The 11,383-nt window shown below is 65.6% G+C and carries 10 protein-coding genes; 7 read left to right on the forward strand and 3 right to left on the reverse strand.

The window, feature by feature from the left end; translation table 11 throughout:
• Window positions 1-288: 288 nt before the first annotated feature.
• Window positions 289-2,502 carry an ATP-binding protein gene (locus tag Q0105_RS13425; RefSeq protein ID WP_298212602.1) on the reverse strand — a complete coding sequence of 738 codons (2,214 nt, stop codon included), beginning with the start codon at window positions 2,500-2,502 and terminating at the stop codon, window positions 289-291.
• Window positions 2,503-2,541: 39 nt separating this feature from the next.
• Window positions 2,542-3,870, reverse strand: coding sequence for an extracellular solute-binding protein (locus Q0105_RS13430; protein ID WP_298212604.1), 1,329 nt, complete (start codon window positions 3,868-3,870; stop codon window positions 2,542-2,544).
• 279 nt (window positions 3,871-4,149) lie between these two features.
• Here Q0105_RS13430 and Q0105_RS13435 point away from each other — a divergent pair, with 279 nt between their 5' ends.
• Together Q0105_RS13435 and Q0105_RS13440 are read left to right on the forward strand one after the other, a co-directional pair.
• The gene (locus Q0105_RS13435; RefSeq protein ID WP_298212606.1) at window positions 4,150-5,493 is read left to right on the forward strand and encodes a dicarboxylate/amino acid:cation symporter; all 1,344 of its coding nucleotides are present in this window, start codon (window positions 4,150-4,152) and stop codon (window positions 5,491-5,493) included.
• A gap of 149 nt (window positions 5,494-5,642) precedes the next feature.
• Window positions 5,643-6,089: a DUF2214 family protein gene (locus tag Q0105_RS13440; RefSeq protein ID WP_298212608.1), complete on the forward strand. Its 447-nt coding sequence runs from the start codon at window positions 5,643-5,645 to the stop codon at window positions 6,087-6,089.
• A gap of 87 nt (window positions 6,090-6,176) precedes the next feature.
• On the opposite strand, the gene Q0105_RS13445 is transcribed toward Q0105_RS13440, so the two are convergent.
• Window positions 6,177-6,566 (reverse strand): PsiF family protein, encoded by a 390-nt coding sequence (locus Q0105_RS13445; RefSeq protein WP_298212610.1) that lies wholly within the window; start codon window positions 6,564-6,566, stop codon window positions 6,177-6,179.
• A gap of 183 nt (window positions 6,567-6,749) precedes the next feature.
• On the opposite strand from Q0105_RS13445, the gene argS reads away from it, so the two are divergent.
• From argS to lptB, 5 genes are all read left to right on the forward strand, one after another.
• Window positions 6,750-8,459: an arginine--tRNA ligase gene (argS, locus tag Q0105_RS13450; RefSeq protein ID WP_298212612.1), complete on the forward strand. Its 1,710-nt coding sequence runs from the start codon at window positions 6,750-6,752 to the stop codon at window positions 8,457-8,459.
• Between the two features lie 15 nt (window positions 8,460-8,474).
• Window positions 8,475-9,125: an SPOR domain-containing protein gene (locus Q0105_RS13455; RefSeq protein ID WP_298212614.1), complete on the forward strand. Its 651-nt coding sequence runs from the start codon at window positions 8,475-8,477 to the stop codon at window positions 9,123-9,125.
• Between the two features lie 167 nt (window positions 9,126-9,292).
• On the forward strand, window positions 9,293-9,949 hold the full coding sequence (locus tag Q0105_RS13460) for a thiol:disulfide interchange protein DsbA/DsbL (protein WP_298212617.1): 657 nt from the start codon (window positions 9,293-9,295) through the stop codon (window positions 9,947-9,949).
• A 108-nt stretch (window positions 9,950-10,057) separates the two neighbouring features.
• Entirely contained in the window at window positions 10,058-10,717 is a 660-nt protein-coding gene (lptA, locus tag Q0105_RS13465; protein WP_298212619.1) for a lipopolysaccharide transport periplasmic protein LptA, read from the forward strand.
• Window positions 10,714-11,383: LPS export ABC transporter ATP-binding protein (gene lptB / locus Q0105_RS13470; protein WP_298212621.1), on the forward strand; the 670-nt coding region annotated here is incomplete at its 3' end. The genes lptA and lptB, both read left to right, overlap by 4 nt.

The following is an 11,383-nucleotide window of genomic DNA, read 5'->3' on the forward strand; positions in this document are numbered from 1 at the left end:
CGCAGGCGGCCAGCACGAGGGCGGTGGCCAGCAGCCAGGCGTGGGCCAGGGGGCGTGCCAGGGAGCGGATGGGAGCGGCTGTCTGGGCCATGTGGCGTGTCCTTGTTGTTGTCTTGCAAGATGAGCAAGGCCAAAACTACAGGATTCGCGCGGGTTTGTATGTCCCCAAAACTGATGACAAATGGGGAATGGGGGGAGTGGCTGTTTTAGGCGAAAAAAGTGGACTTGGCGCTTATTCAATAAGCGCTAACAGCTATCAAATATATAGCGATCGTTGAATCGCCGTTCTCAGCCTTTTTCGCGCAAACGCAGCAGCGTCTGGCTCATCAGCGCCCGCAGCGCTGGTGCCCGCACCGGTTTGGCCAGAAAGCCCCAGCCGCGCTCGGCGGCCTGGCGGCGCAGGGTGGCGTCGCGTTCGGCGGTGACCAGGATCACGGCGGGGGTCTGGCCCCAGCGCTGGCACAGCGCCGTGTAGACATCGGGGCCGTGGTGGTGGCCGCCCAGGTGCACGTCCAGTAGCACCAGTTGCGGTGCCTGGCCGGGTTGGGCGGCGGCCAGTGCCTGGGGCGCGCCACCGGCCAGGGGCACCTCGCAGCCCCAGCGCTCCAGCAGGGCCTGGGTGGCGGCGCAGGTGGGGCCGTCGTCTTCGACCACCCAGGCGCTGCAGCCTTGCAGGGGGGCGTCGTCGCCGGGTTGCTGCGCCGTGGTGGCGGGGGCGGCAGCCTGCTGCGCGGCGGCCGGGTCGCCCAGGGGCACACACACCCAGAACACGCTGCCGCGCCCGAGCTGCGAGCGCAGCCCGATCTCGTGGCCCAGCAGGCGGCCCAGGCGTTCGACGATGGCCAGGCCCAGGCCCGCGCCCCGGTCGTCGGCGTGGCCTTCGTCAAGACGGCGGAATTCTTCAAATATCTCGCGCTGCAGTGCTTCGGGGATGCCGGGGCCCTGGTCGTGCACTTCGATGCGCAGCAGGCGCTCGCCCACCCGGCGGCAGCCCACCACGATGCGCCCGCGCCGGCTGTAGCGGATGGCGTTGGAGACGAAGTTCTGCACGATGCGGCGCAGCAGGTTTTCGTCGGTGCGCACCACGGCGTGTGTGGGCACGCAGGTGAGCGTGAGGCCCCGGCGCTCGGCCAGCACGCCGAAGTTGTGGGCCAGCACTTGCAAAAGCGGGCCCAGGGCCACGTCGCGCACGTGCACGTCGAGCTGGCCGGATTCCATGCGCGAGATGTCGAGCAGGCTGCCGAGGATGGCGTCTTGTGCGGCCAGCGCGCCGTCGATGCTGTCCACCGTGCGCTGCTGCTGGTCGGCATCGCTTTGCGGGTGGCTGCGCAGCAGCGAGGTGAACATGCGCGCGGCGTTCAGCGGTTGCAGCAGGTCGTGCACGGCGGCTGCGACGAAGCGGGTTTTGTAGCGGTTGGCCTGTTCGGCCTCGCGGCGGGCGGCGTCCAGGTCGCGTGTGCGGTCGGCCACGCGCTGCTCCAGCGCGTCGGCCAGCGAGCGCAGTTCGCGCAGGGCGGCCAGGCGCCTGCGCTGGCGCGCAAACAGCACCAGCAGGGCCAGCGCCAGCCAGCCGCCCGCGCCCGCTGCGGCGGCCCAGCGGCTGTCCGCAACGCTGTTGTGCGTATCGTGCACCAGGTGCAGTTGCCAGGGTGTGCCGGGCAGGGGCTGGGTTTGCCACAGCACGCGGCCGGGCCGGGTGGGCAGGTCGGGCGACGGCAGCATGCGCACCAGGCGGCCGCCGTTGTCCATGTGGTCGTCCACCCGGTAATCCAGCGGGCGCAAGGGCTGGTCGGAATATTGCCGTGTGGCGTTCAGCTCGCGGCGCTCTTCATCGTCCAGCGGCTCCAGCAGGCGGTAGCGCCAGGCGTCCTGGCTGGCGAGAAAAACCACGCCATGCGCGTCGGAGGCGAGCACGGTGTCGGGCGTCTGCCGCCATTCGCGCTCCAGCTCTTGCAGCGCGATCTTGATGGCCACCAGCCCCAGCACCTGGCCGTCGTCGCCCTGGATGGCCTGCGACAGGAAGTAGCCCGGCTCGCCCGTGGTCACGCCAATGCCGTAGAAGCTGCCGCGCCCTTGCGCCAGCGCCTGCTGTACGTAGGGGCGAAAGCTGTAGTCCACGCCCACGTTGCTGGTGTCCGTGCGCCAGTTGCTGGCGGCCACGGCCAGGCCGTCGCGGTTGAGCAGGGTGAGGGTGGACGATTGGCTGGCGCCGTTGGCTTGCTCCAGCTTGTGGTTGAGCTGCGCGACCTCGGCCGGGCTCAGGGGGCGGCGCAGTGCTCCTTGTAGTTGTGCATCTAGCGCCAGCACCTCGGGCAGGGTGCGGTAGCGGTCGATGCGCTGGGCGAGTGCCTGGCCGTACAGGGCCAACTGGCGTTGCACGCTGTCGCTTTCTTCGTGCAGCGAGCGCTGCCACGCCCACTGCCCGGCCACAAACATGCTGCCCACCATGCCCGCGAGCAGGATCAGCACAGTCCAGAATTTGCGAAGGTGCGGCGTGGGCATGGCGGGCAAGTGTGCCGCATTGGGCGCCGCGCCGGAACACTACCGGGCCAAGGCTGCAGCTTGTTTGGCGAGTTCTTCGGCGCGGACGTAGTTCGTCTTTGCCTTGGTGCCCCACATTTCTTCCGTGCCCGTGAGTTGTTTGCTGGCGGCTGCGGCCTGCTTGTTCTTGCGAAAGAGCTCCAGGAACTGCCCGCCCTTCATGGCGTCTTCCCCCACCAGGGGCATGTAGGCCAGGTTGCGTGCCTGGTGGATGAGTTCGGTGCCACGGGCGCTGGGCCTGGCGGCAAGTTTGGCCTCGGCATCGTTGATCGCGAGCGTGGCGGCTTGCAGGTCCTTCAGGCGCAGCGTGATCATCTGGTCGAACAGGGCGGTGACCAGAGGGTAGCGTTCTTCCGAGAGGCCGGCGTTGAACTGCACCTTGGCCTTGCGCGCGATCTTGTAGATGTTGGGAAAGTCGGCGGGCACCTTCAGCCCGGCGACCGAGTAGGGCAGCACCGGCATGCGGCTTACCTTGGGGTCGAACAACAGCTCCTGGCCTTCTTGCGACAGGGTGTAGGCAATGAATTTTTTGCCCTCGTCAGCGTTCTTGGCGCCTGCGATCAGCCCGATGTTGGCCGGAACGACCGCCGTGACGGTGGGATAGACGAAGTCCACCGGAAACCCTGAATACCGGCCGGACAAGCCGAAGAAATCGACCACGATGCCGATGCCGTACTGGCCGCTGTTGACGCCTTCCGGCACGCCCAGGCTGCGGTCGGTCACCGCCGCCAGGTTGCCGCCGATTTGCAGCAACTGGCGCCAGCCCTTGTCCCAGCCCTCGCCCTGCAGGATGGTCTCGACGGTGAGGTGGGTGGTGCCGGAGCGCGATGGTGCGGAGATTGCAACATGCCCGTAGTACACGGGCCGGGTCAGGTCGGCCCATTGTTTGGGCGCGGGCAGCTTGTTGGTTTGGAGGTAGCGCGTGTTGGTCATGATTCCGTAGCCCGACAAGGCCTGGCCGAAGTACAGGCCGTCTGGATCGTTGACCGGATAGTTGCCGATCTTGGCCGGAACCAGCGGATTGCGGACTTCAGGCGCCTTCTGGAGCAGCTTCTCCCGGCCCAGGACCTCGAAGGCGCTCGGGTCGGAGACCCAGAAGACGTCGGGGCGCTGCCCGACCGGCGTCTCGCGCAGGTGGGCGATACCGGCTTTGGTGTTCTTGTTCAGGATCTCCAGCTGGATGCCAGGGTGCTTGGCTTCGAACGCCTTGCGATAGGTTTCCGTGAGCTCCTTGGGAAAGGAGGTGACGACAGTGACGGTGCCCGCATGTGCGAGACCTGCGGCGGTGACTGCTGCGGCGACAGCCAGAGCATGGAAGCGAGCGGGCATGTATGTCTCCTGGAGTTTTGGAATCCGGGACTAGGGTATGGGGTCGCACCAGTCCGTGCCAATCACACTTTTTGATTGGCCTCATCAAGATGAGCGCCACTGGCCGCGCAGGCCTGTTGTACGGGCTAGGTATTTACCCTTGGCTTGGCGTGGGGCTCTCCTCTGAAGGCGCCGCCGACTAATACCAATAGGCTATCGGCTGAAACAAAGTGCAGCGGTACAAACGGCAGCCTCGACGCACCCCGGTGGTGCTGTCCCGAGATCACAGGAGACCTTTCCATGCACACCATTTCCGCCCCCACAGCCCACCCCGTGCGGCTGCCTTTTTACCGGCAACTGTATTTCCAGGTGGTGCTTGCCATCGTCCTGGGCGTGCTGCTGGGCCATTTCGAGCCTGCGTATGGCGAGGCGCTCAAGCCGCTGGGCGACGCCTTCATCAAGCTGGTGAAGATGATCATCGCGCCGGTGATCTTTTTGACCATCGTGACCGGCATCGCTGGCATGTCGCAGCTCTCTACCGTGGGCCGCGTGTTCGGCAAGGCCATGGCGTACTTCTTGTTCTTCTCCACGCTGGCGCTGGTGGTCGGCCTAGTGGTGGCCAACGTGGTGCAGCCCGGCGCGGGCATGAACATCAACCCCGCCGACCTGGACCAGACAGCCGTGAAAAGCTACGTGGCCAAGTCGCACGAGATGACGCTCACCGGCTTTGCCATGGACATCATCCCCAAGACGCTGGTGAGCCCCTTCGTGGGCGACAACATCCTGCAGGTGCTGCTGGTGGCGGTGCTGTTTGGCGTTGCGCTGGCCCTGGTGGGCGAGGCAGGCCGGCCCGTGCAGAACTTTCTGGAGGCGCTCACCGCCCCCGTGTTCAAGGTGGTGGGCATCGTGATGAAGGCCGCGCCCATCGGTGCGTTTGGCGCCATGGCCTTCACCATCGGCAAGTTCGGCCTGGGCTCGCTCGTGAACCTGGCCTGGCTGGTGGGCTCGTTCTACATCACCTCGCTGCTGTTCGTGCTGGTCATCCTGGGCTTTGTGGCGCGGCTGTGCGGCTTTTCGGTGATCAAGCTGTGCCGCTACCTCAAGGCCGAGCTGATGCTGGTGCTGGGCACCTCGTCGTCCGAATCCGCCCTGCCGTCGCTGATGGAAAAGATGGAAAAGGCCGGTTGCAGCAAGTCGGTGGTGGGCCTGGTGGTGCCCACGGGTTATTCCTTCAACCTGGACGGCACCAACATCTACATGACGCTGGCCGCACTGTTCATCGCCCAGGCCACCAACACCGAGCTGACGCTGGGCCACCAGGTGGCGCTGCTGCTGGTGGCCATGCTGTCGTCCAAAGGGGCTGCCGGTGTGACGGGCGCGGGCTTTATCACCCTGGCCGCCACCCTGGCCGTGGTGCCCGAGGTGCCCGTGGCGGGCATGGCGCTGATTTTGGGCGTGGACCGCTTCATGAGCGAGTGCCGTTCGCTGACCAACTTCATCGGCAATGCCGTGGCTACTGTGGTGGTCTCGCGCTGGGAAAACGCGCTGGACCATGAGCGCCTGGACGCCGCGCTGAACGGCCACCCGCTGCCTGTTCCCGCCACTGCGGCGGCGCAAGAAGTGCCCATGGGCGCTGCGGCCTGATCAAAGACTTTTTGGGTTCCCGTTGATGTGGTGCGGGCTGCCGTGGGGTCATCCTCAAGCACAATGGCAGCCCCCGGTTTTTTCTTCCTGCAAGGCGCGGCGCGCACGGCGCACGGAGAAGGCACGGGGCACTACAAGGAACCCTGATCATGACTCTCGAAGCCGTCCTGGCTGCCCTGCACCTGGTGGCCATCCTGACCTTTGTGGTCTTTTTGTCGAGCCAGGCCGCGCTGTGCCGCATCGAATGGATGAACGCCGCCGTGGTCAAGCGCCTGGCACGGCTTGATGTGATCTATGCCGTGGCGGGGATGGTGATGATCGCCACTGGCGTGGCGCGGGTGCTGTGGGGCGTCAAGGGGGCGTCGTGGTATCTGTCGCAGCCGCTGTTCCACATCAAGATCACCATCGTGCTGGCCATGGTGCTCCTGTCTTTTGTGCCATCGGCCGCGTTTCGCCGCTGGCGCCGCAATTTGCTCAGCACCGGCGCCTTGCCCGATGCGCAAGAGGTGGCCAAGGTGCGCCGCCTGGTGATGATCCAGTCGCACGTGTTCCCGGTCATCGCGGTGATTGCGGTGTTTTGGGCGCGCGGCTGGTAGGGCGGGGCAGTCAGCCGCAAAAAACAAAAAGCCCGCCATTTGGCGGGCTTTTGTGCATCAAGGCCTTGGACTGGCTTGCTTGCTTGCTTACTTCTTCAGGCACTCGCTCATGAAGGCCTTGCGTTCGTCGCCCTTGAGCGTCTTGGCCTTGGTGTCGGCGTTGCAGGTCTTCATCTTGTCTTGCTGGGTGGCGGGCTTGTTGGACAGGCAGGTCTTCATGAAAGCCTTGCGCTCGTCACCCTTCATCTCCCCGGCCTCTTTGTTGCAGGTGCCCATTTTGGATTGCTGCTTGGTCGGTGCCGCTGCTGTTGCCGGTGCGGCGGGGGCCGCTGGGGCTGCGGGTGCGGCCGTGGTCGCTGCGGCAGCGGCTGCTGCTGGCGCAGCGGTGGCGGCGGCTTTGGCAGGGGCGTCGGCAGCATGCGCTGCACCAAACGAAAGGACCAGGCTCAGGGCAGACAGGGAGAGAAGCTTTTTCATAAGGGCTCCGGTGGATGGTGGTATCAGACGCAACCCGCGTCGGATTGCCCGATTACAACGTATGGACACCCGCCCAAGCTGACACGGTGGCCCCAGTCATCAGAATTGCTGACAATTTGTTGCGTTCCCGCTGCGCCCAGGGGGCTGCCGGTGCCAAGGCGGCCCGGCCCGTAAAATCCCCCGATGCTTTCTGTCAAAAACGATCTGCTGGCTGCGCTTGCGGCTGAGCTGGACACCCTCTCCCCTGGCGCTGGCGCCAAAGCGGCCTTTGAATCCCCCAAGGTGGCCGCGCATGGCGATTTCGCCTGCACCGCCGCCATGCAACTGGCCAAGCCGCTCAAACTCAACCCGCGCGCCCTGGGCGAGCAGCTCAAGGCCGCGCTGGAGGCCACGCCCGCCTTCCAGCGCTGGGTGGCTGCCATTGAGATCGCCGGGCCCGGCTTTCTGAATATCCGCCTCAAGCCCGCCGCCAAACAAGAGGTGGTGCGCGAGGTGCTGGCCGCTGGCGAGCGCTTCGGCCACCAGGCCAGCAACGGCCAGCAGGTGCTGGTCGAATTCGTGTCGGCCAACCCCACCGGCCCGCTGCATGTGGGCCATGGCCGCCAGGCGGCGCTGGGCGATGCCATCTGCAACCTGTTTGCCACCCAGGGCTGGAAGGTGCACCGCGAGTTCTATTACAACGACGCGGGTGTGCAGATCCAGACGCTGACGAACAGCACCCAGCTGCGCGCCGAGGGCTTCAAGCCCGGCGACGAGTGCTGGCCCACCGACCCCGAGAACCCGGCCAGCAAGGCGTTCTACAACGGCGACTACATCCAGGACATCGCCAACGACTTCCTGGCCAAGAAGACGGTGAAGGCCGACGACCGCGCGTTCACCGCCAGCGGCGATGTGGAGGATGTGGAATCCATCCGCCAGTTTGCCGTGGCTTACCTGCGCAACGAGCAGGACAAGGACCTGCAGGCCTTCAACCTGAAGTTCGACGAGTACTACCTCGAGTCGAGCCTGTACACCAGTGGCCGCGTCGAGGCCACGGTGAACAAGCTGGTGGCCAACGGCCACACCTACGAGCAGGACGGCGCGCTGTGGCTCAAGAGCACCGACTACGGCGACGACAAGGACCGCGTCATGCGCAAGCAGGACGGCACCTTCACCTACTTTGTGCCCGACGTGGCCTACCACATCGCCAAGTGGGAGCGCGGCTTCACCAAGGTGGTCAACATCCAGGGCACGGACCACCACGGCACCATCGCCCGCGTGCGCGCCGGGCTGCAGGCGGCCGACGTGGGCATCCCCAAGGGCTACCCCGACTATGTGCTGCACACCATGGTGCGTGTGGTCAAGGGTGGCGAAGAGGTCAAGATCAGCAAACGCGCGGGCAGCTATGTCACGCTGCGCGATCTGATCGAGTGGACCAGCAAGGATGCGGTGCGGTTCTTCCTCTTGAGCCGCAAGCCCGATACCGAGTACACCTTCGACGTGGATCTGGCCGTGGCGCAGAACAACGACAACCCGGTGTACTACGTGCAGTACGCGCATGCGCGCATCTGCTCGGTGCTGCGCGCGTGGCAAGAAGCGGGCGGTGGCGACGTGGCCTCGCTCAAGGATGTGGATCTGTCGGCCCTGGAAGGCCCGCAGGCCCAGGCGCTGATGCTGCAACTGGCCAAATACCCCGAGATGTTGACCGCCGCCGCCGATGGCGAGGCCCCTCACGACGTGACCTTCTACCTGCGCGACCTGGCCGCCAGTTATCACAGTTATTACGACGCCGAGCGCATTCTGGTGGATGACGAAGCCGTCAAGCGCGCGCGCCTGGCGCTTGTCGCGGCCACCGCGCAGGTATTGCACAATGGCCTGGCTGTGCTGGGCGTGTCGGCCCCGGCCAGAATGTAAGCAGTTACTACCACTATGAAAAAACAACAGACGGGCGGGACCATCATCGGCTTCATCGTCGGGGTCATCGTGGGCCTGGCGGCCGCGCTGGCCGTGGCCGTGTATGTGACCAAGGTGCCCGTGCCCTTCCTTAACAAGGGCGGCGGGCGCACCGCCGACATGGACGCCGCCGAATCCCAGAAAAACAAGAACTGGGACCCGAACTCGCCGCTGTATGGCAAGAACCCGGCCCGCCCCGTGACGCCTGCCGTGGCGGCAGCGTCGGCCCCTGCGTCGGCCCCCGACGTGCGTGCGGCTGCTTCTGCGGCCAAGCCTGGCGCCAGCAAGCCCGAGGCCGCCAAGGCTGAAAGCAAGCCGGAAACCAAACCCGGCGCCGACCCGCTGGGCGACCTGGCCGTGGCCAAGGCGGCCGCCAAGGGCAATGTGGACCCGTTCGACTACTTCGTGCAGGCGGGCGCATTCCGCACCCAGGCCGATGCCGATGCCCAGCGCGCCAAGCTGGCCATGTTGGGCTGGGAGGCCCGCGTGAGCGAGCGCGAGCAAAACGGCCGGGCCGTCTTTCGGGTGCGCGTGGGGCCGTTCACCAAGCGCGACGATGCCGAGCAGCTCAAGGAAAAGCTCGACGGCGCCGGGGTAGAGTCGGCGCTGGTGCGTGTGCAGCGGTAACCTGCAGTACAACGCCCGGCTGAACTTTTTGCGGGGGCATGTCTCACATCCCCCATATAGACATAACTTACGCAAAACAGGGTCATGCATGCCGCTTGCCATAGGGCACAAACCGTTGTTGCATCCTTATTTGCGTAAGTCCTCATAGAAACAGGAGAGTCCTTGTCATGAAACGCCGTGAGTTTTCTTTGTCCACCGCCTCTGCGGTCGCTGCTACCGCCCTGACGCTGCCCGTGGCCACGCCCGCGCTGGCCCAGGTCCGCCAATTCAAGGAGGGCAAGGATTTCAAGCGGCTCGACAAGCCCGTGGCGCCCGATGCGCCCGCTGGCAAGGTCGATGTGATCGAGTTCTTCTGGTACAGCTGCCCGCACTGCAACGTCTTTGAACCCACCTTGGACGCCTGGGCCAAGGCCGCGCCCAAGGACCTGGTCATCCGCCGCATGCCCGTGGCCTTCAATGCCAGCTTCGTGCCGCAGCAAAAGCTGTATTTCGCGCTGGAAGGCATGGGCAAGCTCGAAGAGCTGCATGCCAAGGTGTTCCGGGCCATTCACGTCGAAAAGGTCAAGATGGCCAAGGACGATGAAATCCTGGCCTGGGTGACCAAGCAGGGTGTGGACGCCGCCAAGTTCAAGGAGGTTTATGGCTCCTTCTCCGTGTCCAACCAGGTGCGCCGCGCGTCGCAGCTGCAGGACGCCTACGGTGTCGAAGGCGTGCCGTCGATGGGCGTGGCCGGCAAGTACTACACCGACGGCACCATGGCTGGCAGCATGCAGACCGTGCTGCAGGTGGTGGAATACCTGGCCTCCCTGGCCAAAAAGGGGTGACGGCAAGCTGTCGCCTGTCTCTGCCAAGACTACCAAGAGCCCGCGCAAGCGGGCTTTTTCATGGGGAAGGCCCATGGGTGGCTACAATGATTGCAAGATTCGTGCCCTATGACCCACAGCATCCTCCCCCCCCTCCTCCTGCTCGCTGCCCTGGCCTGTTCCGTGGGCGTGGCGCACGCCGAAAAGGCGGACCGCGCCAAGCCCATGAACATCGAGGCCGATGCATTGCGCCACGACGAACTCAAGCAGACCAGCGTGTTTTCGGGCCGTGTGGTCATGACCAAGGGCACCATCGTGTTGCGCGGTGCGCGGCTTGATGTGCGTCAAGATGCCGATGGCTACCAGTTCGGCGTGGTCACGGCCGAGGCGGGCAAGCGTGCCTTCTTCCGCCAAAAGCGCGACACGGTGCCCGGCGCGCCCGACGAGTACATCGAGGGCGAAAGCGAGGTCATCGAGTACGACGGCAAGGCCGACAACGTGCGCTTCATCACCCGTGCCGAGCTGCGCCGCTACCGGGGCGCCGAGCTCAGCGATGAAATCACCGGCGCCGTGATCGTCTATAACAACCTCACCGACGTGTTCACCGTGGACGGCCAGCGCACCAATGCCAATGCGGCGGGCGCCGCCCCGGCCCAGGGCGGCCGCGTGCGTGCGGTGCTCGCGCCCAAGGACCCGAAGCCGGGCACAGCGGCACCGGCATCACCGGCGGCAACTTCGCCAGCCCCCGTGCTGCGCCCCAGCAGCAACCTGAGCGGCGACGCAAAGTGAGCGCGCAGCCTGTCGTCCATCCCGGCCCGGATTCCCAGGCCGGCAGTCGGCTCGAGGTGCAGCACCTAGCCAAGTCTTATGGCAGCCGCAAGGTCGTCAAGGACGTGTCGCTGGTTGTGCAAAAGGGCGAAGTCGTGGGGCTGCTCGGCCCCAACGGCGCGGGCAAGACCACCTCGTTCTACATGATCGTGGGCCTGGTGCGCAGCGATGCGGGCGACATCCGCATCGACGGCCAATCGGTGGCCCACATGCCCATCCACCGCCGCTCGCGCCTGGGGCTGTCGTACCTGCCGCAAGAGGCCTCCATCTTCCGCAAGCTCTCGGTTGAGGAGAACGTGCGTGCCGTGCTGGAACTGCAGCGCGGCGACGACGGCCAGCCGCTTTCGCGCGCCGTGATCGAAGAGCGCCTCACGGCCCTGCTGCAAGAGCTGCGGGTGGACCACCTGCGCGCCTCGCCCGCCATGGCCCTGTCGGGCGGCGAGCGCCGCCGCGTGGAGATTGCCCGCGCACTGGCCACGCAGCCGCGTTTTATTCTGCTGGACGAGCCCTTCGCAGGCATCGACCCCATCGCCGTGATCGAGATCCAGCGCATCATCGGTTTCCTCAAGACACGCGGCATCGGCGTGCTCATCACCGACCACAACGTGCGCGAGACGCTGGGCATCT

The organism is Acidovorax sp. (assembly GCF_027492855.1).
Taxonomy (GTDB): Bacteria; Pseudomonadota; Gammaproteobacteria; order Burkholderiales; family Burkholderiaceae_C; genus Acidovorax.

Excerpts from the sequence above, each read along its gene's own strand:
- Q0105_RS13425 (WP_298212602.1), bottom strand. The coding sequence starts at position 2,502 with ATGCCCACGCCGCACCTTCGCAAATTCTGGACTGTGCTGATCCTGCTC.
- Q0105_RS13430 (WP_298212604.1), bottom strand. The coding sequence starts at position 3,870 with ATGCCCGCTCGCTTCCATGCTCTGGCTGTCGCCGCAGCAGTCACCGCC.
- Q0105_RS13435 (WP_298212606.1), top strand. The coding sequence starts at position 4,150 with ATGCACACCATTTCCGCCCCCACAGCCCACCCCGTGCGGCTGCCTTTT.
- Q0105_RS13440 (WP_298212608.1), top strand. The coding sequence starts at position 5,643 with ATGACTCTCGAAGCCGTCCTGGCTGCCCTGCACCTGGTGGCCATCCTG.
- Q0105_RS13445 (WP_298212610.1), bottom strand. The coding sequence starts at position 6,566 with ATGAAAAAGCTTCTCTCCCTGTCTGCCCTGAGCCTGGTCCTTTCGTTT.
- argS (WP_298212612.1), top strand. The coding sequence starts at position 6,750 with ATGCTTTCTGTCAAAAACGATCTGCTGGCTGCGCTTGCGGCTGAGCTG.
- Q0105_RS13455 (WP_298212614.1), top strand. The coding sequence starts at position 8,475 with ATGAAAAAACAACAGACGGGCGGGACCATCATCGGCTTCATCGTCGGG.
- Q0105_RS13460 (WP_298212617.1), top strand. The coding sequence starts at position 9,293 with ATGAAACGCCGTGAGTTTTCTTTGTCCACCGCCTCTGCGGTCGCTGCT.
- lptA (WP_298212619.1), top strand. The coding sequence starts at position 10,058 with ATGACCCACAGCATCCTCCCCCCCCTCCTCCTGCTCGCTGCCCTGGCC.